The sequence below is a fragment of the Microcystis sp. MC19 genome, assembly GCF_003019735.1.
In the GTDB taxonomy this organism is placed as follows: domain Bacteria; phylum Cyanobacteriota; class Cyanobacteriia; order Cyanobacteriales; family Microcystaceae; genus Microcystis.
In genome coordinates this window covers 4,215,786-4,230,763 of the sequence record NZ_CP020664.1, presented here as the reverse complement: position 1 = coordinate 4,230,763, position 14,978 = coordinate 4,215,786, and the positions used below count along the sequence as shown (strand labels likewise).

The window sequence follows — 14,978 nt, the reverse complement described above, 5'->3', positions numbered from 1 at the left end:
GGGATCACAACTAGATTTAGTATCAATTGCTTAACTCTTCAGTAGTAACTTCCCCGTAACCTGCCGACTTTCCAAGGCGTAATGGGCTTCTTTTGCTTGCTCTAAAGAATAGATTTGATAACAGGGAGGCTGAATCTTTCCTAAGCTTAAATAGTCAAAAAATAAAGATGCCTGTTGGTTCAAAGCCATGGGATCCGAAATATAATGGCGAATGACCGGGCGAGTCAAATAAAAAGAGCCTCGCTCAGAAGTGCGACACCCTAGCAGACGATTCAAGGCTACCGGCGGCACTTCTCCACTCGCTTGCCCACAAGCAACCAGCAAACCGCGATTTTTTAAGGCTTTTAAGCTATCTTCAAAGGTTCTCAGACCCACCGAATCATAGACCACGTCAACCCCTTGACCCGCCGTGAAATCCATCACCCCATCGACAAAACTCTCGCGGTCGTATCGAATCACCTTGTCAGCACCAGCCTGAAACGCCAGCAGAGCCTTGGCTGCCGAAGAAACAGTACCAATCACCCTCGCTCCCCGCAACTTTGCCATTTGAACCAGCAGAAAACCCACTCCACCAGCGGCGGCATGAATCAGCACCGTATGTTGTTGATTGAGAGGGAAAGTCTCATGGGAGAGAAACAACGCAGTCAGTCCCTGCAACAAAACCGATGCCGCTACTTCATCGGAGATAGACTCTGGTAACGACACTAACCCATCGGCGCATAGGGCGATATATTCCCCATAAGCTCCCTGTTCCATATATGGAAATCCTACCCGTTGCCCGATATGGAAGGCTTTGACCCCAGATCCCATGGCCACAATCTCGCCAACTCCCTCCTTTCCCGGAATCAAAGGCAGAGGCGTAGAATAGACCCCAGAGCGTTCATAGATATCGACAAAATTAACTCCAGCATACTTCACCTTGACCAAGACTTGATCAGGCGCTACCGTCGGCGTTGGCAGGATTTGCAATTGAAGCTGGTCGGGGGGTCCGTATTTTTCAACTACTATACACAACATGATGTCAACTCCTTGGGGAATTATGAATTATGAATGATGAATTATGAATTGGGAATTGGGAATTATGAATTATGAATTATGAATTATGAATTGGGAATGATGAATTATGAATTGGGAATTGGGAATTGGGAATTATGAATTGGGAATGATGAATTATGAATTGGGAATTGGGAATTATGAATTATGAATGATGAATTGGGAAATTATGAATGATGAATTGGGAATTGGGGATAGGCAACGGGCAAAAGTAAATAACAAGTAAGCTGTTGTGGATTGAAATTCCATATTGTCAAAATTGGAAAAACAAGCGAAAACCCTTACTCTTGCCTGTTGCCTGTTGCCCGTTTCCTTGCCTCAACTACTAATACAAATGTTCTATGGCTTACTCTTGCACTGGCATTAGGCTCAAACTTGTAAACGACAGATCGATCGCCCGCCATAGCCCATATACTTCTTGATAGGGTACTGGCCAGCCCGGATGATGCGCGTCCACATCCCGTTGTCGGGCGATCGCCGCATTGAGCCACTGATCGACACCGGGGTGACGGTGATGGTAGTCATGACAACTGGTATCCCCCACTAGAATCAGCAAGCGAATCGGAACATAGATCATCCCTAACCTCAACCACCAAACGCACCATTGCCAGAATTTAGAGCCAAAGGGTTGATCCGCCCTGGGTAGAGGATCTCCCAAAAATATCCCCACCGTTGCCCGGGCATAATAACGCTTGCCCTTTTTCAAATCTGCTTCGGGCGCGGGGTGAAGGTGTTCTGAACATTGGCGGATTAAGGTACTCATCTGATGCAACAGGATCACAGGGAACAGCCAAGCCACCCCGTAGGCGAGCCACCATTGACCGAACCCGACCAAACCTAACTGGGCCAAGACCACTAACCCACTGCGTAGTTGATGGGCGCGATCGCTCGAAAATAGGCTTGAGCGTACTCGATCAATCCAGAAGCGGCCATGAAAGAGAGGGGAAAACAAACCAATGATCATCCGTCGCCATAGCGCTTCTCGACTCAAACCAGGATGGATTCCCGCCCGAAGACGAAGCGCTTCCACTGTCTCATCATCATCAAGCAAGGGATCTTGATGATGTTTACGATGGCGGATTCGATATTGATCGAAGCTGAGAATCAACATTAAGGCGGAAATCCACCGTCCAAGGTATTGATCGAAGAATCGATCACCTGTGAAATTAGAGTGGGCGCAATGGTGAACGATGACCACTTGCAGTTGTCGAGAGGCGGAAACAGTGAGACTCCAACCGACAATCAACCATAGATAACCCCACCCTTGAAGGACTAAAGCCCAACAACTGAGGGAAATCCCCAGCAACAGTAAACCGCAAACCTTGGCTAAATAGCGGCGCGGTCTGGGTTGAGGTAGAGTCTCATCGGTAGCGGGGACACCGACAACCCAGGTTAAAAATGGCTGAAGAACTTTGGGTAAAGCCTCCATTTCTTTCCTTACTCCCGACCGATTCGGCGAAGGCAAAGAATCGCGCACAGTTGGCGCTTGATTAAAAGTCAGATTGTCAGTCATAAATTTCTAGGATGGGTGAGTGAGCAAGCCCCCTGGAGAAGTCAGGGGGCGAATCAACTATTTAGTCCCGTGGCAGACTAAAGCATTGCGGATCAGTCGAGCTTCATAGCCAGAGAGATTTTCAGTCAAATTCACGCTAAAATACTGTTCGAGCAGGTGAAAAGTGAAATCAAGTTCATTCTCTAAACCGCTCAGTCCATACATCTTGATAACGTAGTTGCAAAGCAAACGCTTCGCGGCAAGTTTCGAGGGGGCCCAGACAACAAAAGGGTCGGCAATGTGTTCAATGGCAATATCAGAAAGCCCTGCATCTTGAGCAAGATTAAGCATCTCCTGACGGGTAAAATGCGGATAATCGTGGCGCGTCTTGCCGTATTCATTCACTACCTCGCCAAAAAACCGAGCCATCGGGCCATCTTCCTCAAAATCATGCAAAACCCAACGCCCACCAGACTTGAGAATCCGCGCTCCTTCTTTCGCTGCTTGACTGCGAAATTCTTGCGGAATATGATGTGTGCCATAAGCGAAAATTGTGGCATCGACTGACTGATCCTTAAGCCAAAACAAATCCTGAGCGAATTCGCAAACTGCGAACATCTCCTTCTTACGACACTGCTGCACCATGAAAGGAGAGCTATCGGAATTCACGAAAAGCGGGGCAAAAGATACATGACGTTTGGACGTTTCTTCGATATAGCCATCGCCAGCGAGAAGATCGGCGATAATATAGTCACCGTCAAATTCCAGGGAACCCTGGGGGTGAGCCAGCCTCAATAAATCAAGGGTTCCTTCAGAGCGAACATCTGGAAACAGCCGAATACTTTCCAGATAATCTTCGCCGCGTCCAGAAGTACTAAATTCATTCTGGGCGGTCAATGCCTGAGACGAAGATCCGAAACGATTATACAGGGCTTGGGGATTGATAACCCGATCGAATAATGATTTTTGCTCAGTTCCGATCGAGGAAAAATCCGGCTTCGAGGGTGCTAGAATTGTTGCTGCCATCAGTCAACTCCTTGTTAAGTTATTGCGGCTTTTCGTCCGCTTACTTAACTAATGAGAGCCACTAGACTTTTTTTGCAGTTGTGGAAAAAATAATTTTAAGGAAAAGACAATGCCGTGAACGACGAGCTTATTCCCCTAGTCAAGGTGGCAACCTACTGGCGGCTACGACTCCGTAATGTTGTGCCGGAAACCAACCAACCCCTTGAAGAAAATGACTCTAACTTTCTCCCCTCAGGGAGTGAGCAGTGGTTACAAGCGGAAAAGCGCTTTTATGAATGTATAGATAACATTATTCAATTTCTCAACTCCCCAAGGGCGCTAACCAGCCTACCGCTAGAGATTCTCCTCCCCTTATGCGCTCTTGTGCGGATTGTCCTCGATAACCGTCATCCCAGTAGCAATGAGTGCGTCATACCCGAATCTCCTTACTATCGGGCAAAGGATAACCCAACTTGGCAGCAACTCGATCGCCTCTGGCATACTCTTAAGGATGACATTGGCAGGAAGTTAGATCCTAAAATCAAAAACTGGATCTCTGCTCCCTGGATTAAAGGGAAGATTAGTGCCAAAGATAAACAGGAACTTGAGCAAGAGGACATTAATCAAGCGCAATTCCAGGTGTGGCGCTATCTTAGCCTGAGCTTAAAAGGCGAACCGACCGCCAGGGGTAGGGATTCTGTCTTTAATCCCCATTACCGACAACAGAGTGGACAGTGTACCGTTAAAGGGTGGCTAGGAACACGCATCTATTCCGAACTGAAGGAAGTAGCTATCAGAAAAGCCGACAAGAAACGCTTGAGGGCGAATCCCCGAATTAACCCCAATGATGCAGATCAAACCATTGATCCTTTAGATAACATTGAGGCTAAGTCCTCGACTCAAGCGTGGTGGGAGCAGATCAGAGAAGCAGTGGAGGGTCCCTGTGCTAGAGAACTCCAACAGATTCAGCCCCGAAGCAAAGCATTAAGGCACATTAACGCCCAACTGGTGATCTTAAATCTCTTACCCCCAGAATCCGTCCCTTGGGAGGAAATGGCACAACAGTGGGGGTGCGACGACACCACAATTCGCCGGTTCTATAATGACAAGTGTTGTCCTTGGCTCCAAAAACATTTTTCCGCAGAAGATCTTCTCTCGGAAGACTGAAGTTAACCCAGAAAAGGAGTTTCTCGAATAAACCCCTTTTCTAATGTCCCCCGTTCCCTCCTAGAAAATTATGTCTATCTCTACCTCAACCTCAGATGTCAATGAACCTCTCAACCCCCTAGAGGACTGGATTGACGATGACGAACTGGAAAACGATCCTGAGTTTCAGGCGTGGTTAGCGATCGCAGACACAACGGAGGAGGAGGACAGCACCGGACAAGCATCCTCCCGCCGCCAACCCGGATTAGAAAGGGATTTAGCCCAAACCCTCAATAATCTGGGCAATGCCTACCTCACCCAAGCCGAACTAGGGAAAGAGCCGGTGGCTAACCTAGAACGGGCGATCGCCGCCTTCACCGAAGTCACCACCATCAGCCGCCAACCGGGATTAGAAAGGGATTTAGCCACAACTTCTGTTTGGGTTCCCTGGGACGCAGCGGCTCAAAAGCGAGCCAATAAACTGGCCCTGGCTCACCCTAATCCCAGCTTTGGGGAATTGATTCGTCAGAACACCTTAGCGGCGGCGGTGCTGACATATTATTTAGAAGGGCATGGGATAGAGGTAGATGCGGCGGCGGCTGACCACGCTCAAGCGGTGCTACAACTACTCAATCCAACAGCAGATGTGGTACTACCCAAGCTAGGTAAACTGGAAGCTGTATTGATTCCTCAAGACTCTGATGGAGAACCGTTGGATTTAAGCCAAGTTAGGGTCGAAATTGACCTAAATCCGGCAACCCTAGCCTATATTTTAGTCGAGTTAGGGGAAGGGGGAGCTTGGTTAACTGGGGTTCTGTTGAGTTCCGACCTGCGCCAGGATTTCCCAGAAGGCGGTGCGGTGTCCTTGGCGATGAGGAAACCTATATCGGCACTGTGGGAGGCTTACCGTCGGTGGGAAAACTGTCAGCAAATCATGGCGCAGTATATCGATAAACAAGGCTGGTCAGTGGAACAGCGATCGGAGGTAATCACAGTGTTAAACTGGGTCTGGGACTATCGGCAGGACTATGAGCGTCCGACGCTATTAAAGGAGTTTTTAGAAGAGAAGGCCAACGAGAATCATGAGAATTTTAAACCCTTAGTCTCGCGTCCAGAAGGGGTAAGGGAAGCAACGCCTGAGCCGTCTTCAGAGGGTGCGGTGGACTGGCTGGATGTGGCGATGGATTTGCTTGATGAATTGGGAAAATTTGTTTAAAAAATAATCATGAAAAGTATTAAAATAATTGTCGAAAAACACCCAGATGGCTATATTGCTTATCCTTTAGGTATTGAAGGTGTTGTCATTGGCGAAGGCGAATCATATCAAGAAGTGCTAGAAGATGCGAAATCAGCACTCCGTTTTCATATTGAAACCTTTGGAGTAGAAGTTTTAGATACTGAATATTCTGTCTTAGAAGCGTCTATTATAGTAAGGTGATCATTAACAAAGAGGTCAACAGATGCAAAACTTACGTCAGGTTTCTTTACTAACAAGTGGACAAGAGCAAGTCTTAACTATTCCTCCTGAACTTGCCCTATCAAGCACAGAGGTTTTGTTACGCAAAGAAGGTCATCGCTTAATCATTGAGCCGATTTCTTCCGGTTCTCTAATTTCTTTGCTGACTACTTTGCCAGACATTACAGACAATTTTCCTGATATAGATGAAGGGTTGCTTCCCCTTGATGACATTACATTTTAGTACCACCCAATGACCTATCAATATCTGCTTGATACTAACATCCTATCACATTTGATCAAGTATCCCCAAGGTCAGGTTTTCCGGCATATTGTGGATGTGGGCGAAGAAAGCGTTTGTACGAGCATCATTGTGGCGTGTGAATTAAGATTTGGAGTGGTTAAAAGTGGTTCCTCCCGTCTGGTGCAGCAACTAGAACGCATCCTGGAGTTCTTGACAGTTTTGCCATTAGAATCAACTGTAGATAAGCACTATGCCCTAATTCGTAAACATTTGGAGCAAGCAGGAACCCCAATCGGTCCAAATGATTTACTGATTGCTGCTCATTCTCTAGCGCTTGATCTGACTCTTGTTACCGCAAATACTCGTGAATTTGAGCGTGTGCCTGCTTTGAAGTTAGAGAATTGGTTGATTGATTATGTAATAATTTTTGGGGGATAATTTGTCATAAATGATGTTGCTGATGATGGTTTTGTATATATTCTGCCACTACTTTTTTGCGGTTTTCTCGCAATGATAAATCAGGTGGAGCATTTTCTAAAAGATGCTGAGGATGACCTCCCCGGCGTTGTAATAAAGTTTTACGCGGTTTTAAGCTTTGCCAATGTTCGTAAATGAGTTTTTTCAGAAGTTCTTCTGAGCTAATATTCTCTTCGGAAATGATGTCTGCTAGATAGTTCTCGGTTTCTCGATCTAGATTAATCGATAACATTGTTACTTCATGGGATAAATCAATATCTTTGATTATAGCTTAAAATCCATGATCGCACTCACCCCCCATCCCCAATTGAGTTTGCTAGAGAAAAATTCGGGGTACGGGCGAAGCATTCGGATAGGAAATCTAGGGTTTCAGTAATAGGTTATTGTCCGAATGCTTCGCCCCTACTCAATCATCTAACAATCCGTCGTAACGCACCACATCTATCATTAATTTGTTTGGTGCGTTACGCTATCGAAGGGGGCACCCTACTAAAAACTTCATGGGATAAATCAACATCTTTGATTATAGCTTAAAATCCATGATCGCACTACAGATAATCGCACTCACTCCCCATCCCCAAATGGTAAAATGTAGGGTGCGTTAGACGGCGACAATTTCTGCTTAAACTTAAATCTAACAATCCGTCGTAACGCACCACATCTATCATTAATTTATTTGGTGCGTTACGCTATCGCTAACGCACCCTACTAAAACCTAAAAACAATCATGAACGAAGCAAGAATAGAAGCTTACTTAGCCCTAATCCAAGCGCTCTTCCAGTGCGAAAATGGTCAGGAACCAGCGCTATTAGAGGCTAACGCGGAATTACTTGATGCAGGCTTAGTCGCTGTGATGAAGCAGTATGCAGGCTTCTTAGAACAGCAAGGACAAAGCAATGAAGGGAGATGGTTGCTGAATATGGCGCAACAGTTAGAGCAAATTTTAGACCCGCCAAGAGATAACCAAAACCCCTACATCAGTTTTTTACAAACCCTACTGCAAACTGTCGTAGAAAGTGACGGAAACCCCCAAGTAATTTATCCCCTGCTTGACAATAACCTCCATCTCTTAGATGAAAACTTAGTTAACCTCCTCCGTGCTTGGGGAAATGATACCAAGGAACAAGTCAGTCCAGAGGAAACTTACGGACTAGCGGCACTCCTCTTTGGTCTTGCTTATGCTTTTCATGAATTTCCTAAAGGTAATCCAGGCATTAACCTAGCCATTGCCGTCTATGGATACGAATTTTGCGCCACCATCTACCGCCAACTGCGATTAGAAAGGGATTTAGCCGGAACCCTCAATAATCTGGGCGTAGCCTACGTCACCCAAGCCGAACTAGGGAAAGAGCCAGTGGCCAACCTAGAACGGGCGATCGCCGCCTACACCGAAGCCACCACCATCCGCCGCCAACCGGGATTAGAAAGGGATTTAGCCCAAACCCTCACTAATCTGGGCAATGCCTACCGCACCCAAGCCCAACTGGGGAAAGAGCCAGTAGCCAACCTAGAACAGGCGATCGCCGCCTACACGGAAGCCACCACCATCCGCCGCCAACCCGGATTAGAAAGGGATTTAGCCCAAACCCTCACTAATCTGGGCATAGCCTACAGCACCCAGGCCCAACTAGGGAAAGAGCCGGTAGCCAACCTAGAACGTGCGATCGCCGCCTATACCGAAGCCACCACCATCTTCCGCCAACCCGGATTAGAAAGGGATTTAGCCAAAACCCTCAATAATCTGGGCCTAGCCTACAGCACCCAAGCCCAACTAGGGAAAGAGCCGGTAGCCAACCTAGAACCGGCGATCGCCGCCTATACCGAAGCCACCACCATCTTCCGCCAACCCGGATTAGAAAGGGATTTAGCCAAAACCCTCAATAATCTGGGCGTTGCCTACAGCACCCAGGCCCGACTAGGGAAAGAGCCGGTAGCCAACCTAGAACGGGCGATCGCCGCCTATACCGAAGCCACCACCATCTTCCGCCAACCCGGATTAGAAGGGGATTTAGCCTCTACCCTCACTAATCTGGGCAATGCCTACCTCACCCAAGCCGAACTAGGGAAAGAGCCGGTAGCCAACCTAGAACGGGTGATCGCCGCCTATACCGAAGCCACCACCATCTTCCGCCAACCCGGATTAGAAGGGGATTTAGCCTCTACCCTCACTAATCTGGGCAATGCCTACCTCACCCAAGCCCAACTAGGGAAAGAGCCGGTAGCCAACCTAGAACGGGCGATCGCCGCCTACACCGAAGCCACCACCATCCGCCGCCAACCGGGATTAGAAAGGGATTTAGCCGGAACCCTCACTAATCTGGGCAATGCCTACCGCACCCAGGCCCGACTAGGGAAAGAGCCAGTGGCCAACCTAGAACGGGCGATCGCCAATTATCGAGAAGCACTTTCCTTTCTCAACCCCGCTCTCTTACCGGCTGACACCCTGAGAACTGGGCGCAACTTAGGCGATATCGGTTTCCAGCAGGGTTGGTGGGACATTGCCATCGAAGGCTACACCGTCGCCGTGGAAGCCGTTGAACAAAGGCGCGCCTGGGCAACCAGTGAAGCCCGTCGCCAAGAGATTGTCCGCGAGTCTATCGGCGTTTATGAAAACCTAATCCAAGCCGCCGTTAACCAAGGCGACCTCTCCCTGGCGCTGCGAACCGTCGAACGTTCCCGCTCCAAACGCCTCGCCGACCTCATCGCTGTGGGCGACCTCTACGCCGATGGGCGCATTCCCCCAGAAATCCAAGCCTGGTATCAGCAGGTTAAGGATAGCCGTCAGATCCAATCCCAACTCCGTCAAAAACCCCTCGACCAGCCCGGATTCACCCAGAAGCCCCAACCCTACCCCATCGGTAACACCCGCGCCAGCTTTGCCACGGAACAACTCCAGGCCGCCGAAGCCGCTGAACGTCAAGCCTGGGACGCTCTCTACCGCTTTGATGCCATCACCGCCCAACTTCAGCAACCCCAACCCCAACCCCGACTCGATGAGCTAACGGCGCTGCTTCCATCTCCCCAGACCGCCCTCCTCAGCTTCTACACCACCGCCACCCATACCCACATCTTTGTCCTGCGTCGCCCCTCCCGGGATGGCGGGGAAGGGGTCAACTGCCACACTATTCCCAATCCCCCGGAGTCCGCCAACGACTTGCAAAACTGGCTGGTCGTCAACTGGGTTAACCCCTACATTGAGATTAATCAAGCAGAGACCGCCCAATCCCGCCAGCAGCGTCGGCATGAGTGGCACCAAGCTATGGCCACTCGTCTGCAAGAACTGGCAACCCGCCTGCAATTCGACACCCTCATCCAACAGCACCTCCAGGGCATCACTGAGTTAATTCTGATTCCCCACCTGTTCCTCCACCAAATTCCCTTCGACCTTCTACCCACCGCCCAAGGTCAACTACTGGGCGATCGCTTTCGCCTTCAGTTTGTCCCCAGTACGAAAATTCTCGGACTGTGCCAAGAGCGATCGCAACCGACTCCCGACACCCTGGGGATTGTGGAAAACACCACAGAGGATTTGCCCTATACTCCCCTAGAGTGTGAGTGGGTCGCCCAAACCTGGAATGTGCCTCGCCAACGGCGGCTACAGGGGCGCACTGTCACCCCCGACTCTTATCTGCAACTGCTGAAACAAGTGCAGGCGTTGCTCTCCAGCCACCACGCCACCAGCCGCCCCGATGATCCCCTCAACTCCCACCTCGTCCTAGACGGGGAGCAAAAAGTCACCCTCCGGGATTTACTTAGTCCCCTGTGGCGTTTTCCCGAATTGTCGGAAGTGTTTCTCTCCTGTTGTGAAACCGGTCTCAGTTTTGCCACTTCCCGAGATGAAGAGGGAAACCTGCGACGGGAATTACTGGACGAACCCCTCAGCTTAGGTACAGGCTTTCTGCTGGGGGGCGCTCGTGCTGTGATTAGTAGTCATTGGGCGGTGACTGATCTAGCTACGGCGCTGTTTTCCCGGGAGTACCATCGCGCCAGGCGGGCGGGAGAGGAACGTTTAACGGCTCTACATCAGGCTCGTCAAGCGTTGCGGGAGACTTGCCAAAAAGACTGGCGGGACCGTTTAGATGCCGATTTGAAGCAGGCTTATCAGACTTGGCGACAAATGCGCCAAACTAAGGATCCGAACGCCGATACTGCTCAAGCCAATTATCAGAAAATCGGCGAATTGATCAAGTGGCTTGGCAATTTTGCTCCCGACGCAGTGCCTTTTCAGGATTATCGTTACTGGGGGGCGTTCTATTGTCTGGGACTTCCTTAAATTATGAATTATTTCCTTGTTGCAAGTAAAATGTAGTAAAATGTAGGGTGCGTTAGACGGCGACAATCTTTGCTTAAACTTGAATCTAACAATCCGTCGTAACGCACCACACCTATCATTAATTTATTTGGTGCGTTGCTAGAGAAAAATTTGGGGTACGGGCGAAGCATTCGGATAGGAAATCTACGGTTTCAGCGATAGGTTATGCCCAAATGATTCGCCCCTACAGGACTCTCAAAACCTTGCACCTGTTTCGCAAAAAAATATCCTAAAACTCTTATCTAGTCTATATTTCACATTTATTCAGTAAACCCTAATTAAATAAATCTCCCAGCCAGGGGAAAAACTATGACAACTCTCGACATTTTACCAGAAGTTAACTGTCCCCCCACCGATTTATGGAGTGATGAACCACCCTTGGAAAGTGATTTACACCTGCAACAGATCATAATTCTCCTCAATTGTCTAGAATTATTATGGCAAGAGAAAAACGATTACTACGCTTCTGGTAATCTGACTATCTACTATAACGAAGAACAACTGAAAAAGCGCGATTTCTGCGGTCCAGATTTTTTTGTGGTTTTAGATACAGAAAAACGTCCCCGCAAAAGTTGGGTGGTTTGGGGAGAACAGGGTAAATATCCCAATGTGATCGTGGAGATTATTTCCGATTCTACGGCCAATATTGACCGCACTAAAAAGAAAATTCTCTACCAAAATACTTTTCGCACTCCTAATTATTTTTGGTTCGATCCTAATACCTTAGAATTCCAAGGATTTACGATACTTGAGGGACAATATCAAGCTATTTCTCCCAATGACCGGGGTTATCTATGGAGTGAACAGTTAGGATTATATTTAGGCATATTTGACCGTAAACTGCGTTATTTTACCGCCGATGGTCAATTGGTTCCCACTCCCCAAGAAGCTGAATTACAGCAAAGACAAGCAAAGGAACAGATTCTTTTAGAAAAGGAACAGATTCTTTTAGAAAAGGAACAGATTCTTTTAGAAAAGGAACAGGAACGACAGGCAAAAGAACAGGCTCTTTTAGAAAAAGAACAAGAACGACAAGCCAAGGAAAGATTAGCGGCAAAATTACGAGAATTAGGCATCAACCCCCAGACAATTTAGCCAGTTAAAATCTGCAAACGGCCATCAATAAACCCTAGGGTAAGCGCATCTAAAAATGTAGCGAATTATACAGACATTTAAGACAAGTAATAATAGCAAATCCGTTGAGTATAGGCTACTTAGGAGGATAGGCAAAAGGCACTCATGCAAAAGGGAATAAATAATCAGTTTTTAATAACCAGATTTAGTATAAGGTGTGGGCAAGAGGCATGACAATTTGTCAGCTTTCCTTCCCTGGAGAGGACTTTTAGAGAATGATAGTTGTTGTCCCACTGATTCGCGATCCTCTCATATTCCAAGGATTTGCTCCCACCCACGAAATTCAGTTTTACCTGAGCAGTTTACCTGACTATAGTCCCAGAATTGCCCTGGCTATTCGCCTGCACTGGGGTATTGAAAATTCCTGACATTGGACGCTCAATGTCACTTTTGGGGAAGATGCTTGTCGTGTCCGCTCTCGGCAGGTCCCAGACAATCTGGGACTGGTGCGGCGTTTTGCTGTCAATACCCTCAACCGAGAATCTACCTTCAAGCGCAGCCTCAGGCAGAAGTCAAAGCGGGCAGCGATGGATAATGATACTAAATCTGGTTATTAAAAACTGATTATTTATTCCCCTTTGCATGAGTGCCTCTCCGCATAACTAGCCTGTACTCAACGGATTTAGTATGATTATATGCTTACCCTGCTGGTGGCTGGCTTACCTGCTTGCACTCAAGAGCTACAATCTAGCTGTCAATAGGTTTTGAGATGCGCTGACCCTGCTTATCACCCTATCACCCTATCTCCTGTCCCCTGTCTCCTGACAGTTTTTAAATATTTTTCCACATCAGCAAAGAGCGAGTTTGAAAGCCGAGATTTTGGTAGAGATTGAGAGCATTGTCGTTATTGATGAAAACTTGTAAACCGATGTGGGTTTGTCCGCGACTTTTTGCCCAATCCTTAGCTTCATCGATGAGTGCGCTGGCGATACCTTGGCGACGATGCTGGGGATCGACGTAAATTAGGAAAATATGACCATAGCGATCGCCTGTCACCTGATCGACGGCGCTCCCCATCCAGAGACAAGCGATCGCCGTTTGTTGTGCTTCGACGATCCACAGGGGAGTATCGAGGCCAAAAAACTGTCTGACTGTATCAGCTAGATGGGAGAGGTTTTTTTGTTCGGGAAAAAATTCTTCATAGGTTCGGGTCAGAAAATTAATGAGTAGATAGCGATCGCCCGCTTTTCCCAGTCGCAGCCGATAATTTTCGGGAAGGTTAGCCATGCCAAGGATAAGAGAAAATTATGCCCAGGGATGGCTCGATCGGAGCGGGTGCCGCTAAATCTGCCGGTAAAAAAATCCGGATGCCAGTAGCAGCCAGAGCCACTAAAAACACTAAGATAGTCAGGAGCGGGGCGATATATTGCCGGAAAAAAGCCATAATTATTTGATCTCTAAACTGCTGTTCTTTCTATTTTAGGGATTGCGGAGATATCAGCAATTTTTTTTCCTAAAAATTCGTCTAAAAAAAAGTGACCGGCATACCGATCACCAAAAACCGACAACTAGACTATGACTAAACACCGATTAAATCTAACGAAGGTGCAAATAGGCCGCCTCCGCCTCCAATTGACGCACTAGAGCCTCATTTCCCTGCGCTCTAGCTACTTCCAGTCGGTGTTGTAAATTTCTGCGGAGTGTTTCTCTATGAGCGACGGTGGCCTGTGTTAGGACTTGCTGACGATTTTTGTTCATGATGGACAGACTTTTGAGCGACTTCACTTACCTTATATCTAAATCATAACATTCTCCTTGGTAAACTGTATCTTTAGTTACTGAATTTAGCGTTAAGATTTATTAACAGTGTTGGCCACCCTAGGGACAAGTCGATGACGGAAAAGGCAATAATAACCCTTACTAGCGATTTTGGACTACAGGACGGTTATGTGGGGATTATCAAGGGAGTAATCGCAGGAATTGCCCCCCATGCTCGCACGATCGACCTGAATCATCAAATTTCGCCCCAAGACCTTTACGCTGGTCGTTTTATTCTCCTGAATGCCTATCAATATTTTCCCCAAGGCACTATTCATCTGGCAGTTATAGATCCGGGGGTAGGAAGCAAAAGACGCGGGGTAGGGATTCGTTTTGCCGGTGGTTATTTAGTCGGGCCAGATAATGGTTTATTTAGTGGCATTTTAAGCCAATCTCCCGCTATATCTGCCGTTAATCTCAATAATTCTTCCTATTGGCGCACCCCTAACCCTAGCACTACTTTTCACGGTCGTGATATTTTTGCTGCTGTGGCCGCTTATTTAGCCCGGGGAGTACCCCTAGAAATGTTAGGTGAGATTATTGATCCCGATAGCTTGCAACAATTAGCGATCGCTGTTCCGCAAATCGAGGAAGATAAAATTAGGGGTCAAATTCAATATATTGACATTTTCGGCAATTTAATCAGCAATATTGCCGATTATCTCCTAGAAGGAAAAAATTGGTCGGTGCAGTTAGGACCAAACATTATCCCCGCAAAAAACACCTACAGTGATGTTGCTTCGGGGGAAATAGTCGCTTTTATCGGTAGTCACGGGGGGTTAGAAATTGCCGTCAATAGTGGCAGCGCTCAAAAGCAATTACACCTAAATATTGGCGATGCGATCGAGGTTAGAATAGATAGGAGTCAGTGATCAAAACTGATAACTGATAACTGATAACT

General features: G+C 47.6%; 15 protein-coding genes and 1 pseudogene. 9 read left to right on the top strand and 7 right to left on the bottom strand.

Annotated features, from left to right (window positions below; genetic code table 11):
• Positions 1-30: 30 nt before the first annotated feature.
• The 3 genes from B5D77_RS21465 to B5D77_RS21455 all read right to left on the bottom strand — a co-directional run bounded on the left by B5D77_RS21465 (position 31) and on the right by B5D77_RS21455 (position 3,571).
• A complete protein-coding gene (locus tag B5D77_RS21465) occupies positions 31-1,017 on the bottom strand; it encodes a quinone oxidoreductase (protein ID WP_106909615.1) in 987 nt (328 codons plus the stop codon).
• Positions 1,018-1,399: 382 nt separating this feature from the next.
• A complete protein-coding gene (locus B5D77_RS21460) occupies positions 1,400-2,566 on the bottom strand; it encodes a fatty acid desaturase (RefSeq protein WP_106909614.1) in 1,167 nt (388 codons plus the stop codon).
• A 57-nt stretch (positions 2,567-2,623) separates the two neighbouring features.
• Positions 2,624-3,571 carry a class I SAM-dependent methyltransferase gene (locus tag B5D77_RS21455; RefSeq protein ID WP_106909613.1) on the bottom strand — a complete coding sequence of 316 codons (948 nt, stop codon included), beginning with the start codon at positions 3,569-3,571 and terminating at the stop codon, positions 2,624-2,626.
• A 114-nt stretch (positions 3,572-3,685) separates the two neighbouring features.
• Between B5D77_RS21455 and B5D77_RS21450 the strand changes: the two genes are divergently transcribed.
• The 5 genes from B5D77_RS21450 to B5D77_RS21430 all read left to right on the top strand — a co-directional run bounded on the left by B5D77_RS21450 (position 3,686) and on the right by B5D77_RS21430 (position 6,834).
• Positions 3,686-4,717 (top strand): hypothetical protein, encoded by a 1,032-nt coding sequence (locus B5D77_RS21450; protein ID WP_106909612.1) that lies wholly within the window; start codon positions 3,686-3,688, stop codon positions 4,715-4,717.
• A 70-nt stretch (positions 4,718-4,787) separates the two neighbouring features.
• A complete protein-coding gene (locus B5D77_RS21445; RefSeq protein WP_254052999.1) occupies positions 4,788-5,912 on the top strand; it encodes a DUF1822 family protein in 1,125 nt (374 codons plus the stop codon).
• A gap of 9 nt (positions 5,913-5,921) precedes the next feature.
• Entirely contained in the window at positions 5,922-6,134 is a 213-nt protein-coding gene (locus B5D77_RS21440) for a type II toxin-antitoxin system HicB family antitoxin (RefSeq protein WP_002753241.1), read from the top strand.
• Between the two features lie 22 nt (positions 6,135-6,156).
• A complete protein-coding gene (locus tag B5D77_RS21435) occupies positions 6,157-6,396 on the top strand; it encodes an antitoxin (protein ID WP_002793069.1) in 240 nt (79 codons plus the stop codon).
• A gap of 9 nt (positions 6,397-6,405) precedes the next feature.
• Entirely contained in the window at positions 6,406-6,834 is a 429-nt protein-coding gene (locus tag B5D77_RS21430; RefSeq protein ID WP_106909611.1) for a type II toxin-antitoxin system VapC family toxin, read from the top strand.
• A gap of 4 nt (positions 6,835-6,838) precedes the next feature.
• Here B5D77_RS21430 and B5D77_RS21425 read toward each other — a convergent pair whose 3' ends face one another.
• Entirely contained in the window at positions 6,839-7,105 is a 267-nt protein-coding gene (locus B5D77_RS21425) for a hypothetical protein (protein ID WP_106909610.1), read from the bottom strand.
• 495 nt (positions 7,106-7,600) lie between these two features.
• On the opposite strand from B5D77_RS21425, the gene B5D77_RS27460 reads away from it, so the two are divergent.
• From B5D77_RS27460 to B5D77_RS27455, 3 genes and pseudogenes are all read left to right on the top strand, one after another.
• Positions 7,601-11,146, top strand: coding sequence for a CHAT domain-containing protein (locus tag B5D77_RS27460; protein WP_254052998.1), 3,546 nt, complete (start codon positions 7,601-7,603; stop codon positions 11,144-11,146).
• 348 nt (positions 11,147-11,494) lie between these two features.
• Positions 11,495-12,280, top strand: coding sequence for a Uma2 family endonuclease (locus B5D77_RS21415; RefSeq protein ID WP_106909609.1), 786 nt, complete (start codon positions 11,495-11,497; stop codon positions 12,278-12,280).
• A 311-nt stretch (positions 12,281-12,591) separates the two neighbouring features.
• Positions 12,592-12,876 (top strand): annotated as a pseudogene (locus B5D77_RS27455) (ISAs1 family transposase); the annotation flags it as partial.
• Between the two features lie 214 nt (positions 12,877-13,090).
• Here B5D77_RS27455 and B5D77_RS21410 read toward each other — a convergent pair.
• The 3 genes from B5D77_RS21410 to B5D77_RS26340 form a co-directional block, all read right to left on the bottom strand.
• Positions 13,091-13,546, bottom strand: a complete 456-nt coding sequence (locus tag B5D77_RS21410; RefSeq protein WP_008196035.1) for an N-acetyltransferase — start codon at positions 13,544-13,546, stop codon at positions 13,091-13,093.
• On the bottom strand, positions 13,539-13,703 hold the full coding sequence (locus B5D77_RS26345) for a hypothetical protein (protein WP_008196036.1): 165 nt from the start codon (positions 13,701-13,703) through the stop codon (positions 13,539-13,541). Before B5D77_RS26345 ends, B5D77_RS21410 begins: the two co-directional genes overlap by 8 nt.
• Positions 13,704-13,855: 152 nt before the next feature.
• The gene (locus B5D77_RS26340) at positions 13,856-14,017 is read right to left on the bottom strand and encodes a hypothetical protein (protein ID WP_002733724.1); all 162 of its coding nucleotides are present in this window, start codon (positions 14,015-14,017) and stop codon (positions 13,856-13,858) included.
• A 134-nt stretch (positions 14,018-14,151) separates the two neighbouring features.
• Here B5D77_RS26340 and B5D77_RS21405 point away from each other — a divergent pair, with 134 nt between their 5' ends.
• Complete coding sequence (locus B5D77_RS21405) at positions 14,152-14,949, top strand: S-adenosyl-l-methionine hydroxide adenosyltransferase family protein (protein WP_106909608.1); 798 nt, start codon at positions 14,152-14,154, stop codon at positions 14,947-14,949.
• Positions 14,950-14,978 lie beyond the last annotated feature (29 nt).

Excerpts from the sequence above, each read along its gene's own strand:
- B5D77_RS21460 (WP_106909614.1), bottom strand. The coding sequence starts at position 2,566 with ATGACTGACAATCTGACTTTTAATCAAGCGCCAACTGTGCGCGATTCT.
- B5D77_RS26340 (WP_002733724.1), bottom strand. The coding sequence starts at position 14,017 with ATGAACAAAAATCGTCAGCAAGTCCTAACACAGGCCACCGTCGCTCAT.
- B5D77_RS21465 (WP_106909615.1), bottom strand. The coding sequence starts at position 1,017 with ATGTTGTGTATAGTAGTTGAAAAATACGGACCCCCCGACCAGCTTCAA.
- B5D77_RS21425 (WP_106909610.1), bottom strand. The coding sequence starts at position 7,105 with ATGTTATCGATTAATCTAGATCGAGAAACCGAGAACTATCTAGCAGAC.
- B5D77_RS21405 (WP_106909608.1), top strand. The coding sequence starts at position 14,152 with ATGACGGAAAAGGCAATAATAACCCTTACTAGCGATTTTGGACTACAG.
- B5D77_RS21430 (WP_106909611.1), top strand. The coding sequence starts at position 6,406 with ATGACCTATCAATATCTGCTTGATACTAACATCCTATCACATTTGATC.
- B5D77_RS26345 (WP_008196036.1), bottom strand. The coding sequence starts at position 13,703 with ATGGCTTTTTTCCGGCAATATATCGCCCCGCTCCTGACTATCTTAGTG.
- B5D77_RS21440 (WP_002753241.1), top strand. The coding sequence starts at position 5,922 with ATGAAAAGTATTAAAATAATTGTCGAAAAACACCCAGATGGCTATATT.
- B5D77_RS21445 (WP_254052999.1), top strand. The coding sequence starts at position 4,788 with ATGTCTATCTCTACCTCAACCTCAGATGTCAATGAACCTCTCAACCCC.
- B5D77_RS21415 (WP_106909609.1), top strand. The coding sequence starts at position 11,495 with ATGACAACTCTCGACATTTTACCAGAAGTTAACTGTCCCCCCACCGAT.
- B5D77_RS27460 (WP_254052998.1), top strand. The coding sequence starts at position 7,601 with ATGAACGAAGCAAGAATAGAAGCTTACTTAGCCCTAATCCAAGCGCTC.
- B5D77_RS21410 (WP_008196035.1), bottom strand. The coding sequence starts at position 13,546 with ATGGCTAACCTTCCCGAAAATTATCGGCTGCGACTGGGAAAAGCGGGC.
- B5D77_RS21435 (WP_002793069.1), top strand. The coding sequence starts at position 6,157 with ATGCAAAACTTACGTCAGGTTTCTTTACTAACAAGTGGACAAGAGCAA.
- B5D77_RS21455 (WP_106909613.1), bottom strand. The coding sequence starts at position 3,571 with ATGGCAGCAACAATTCTAGCACCCTCGAAGCCGGATTTTTCCTCGATC.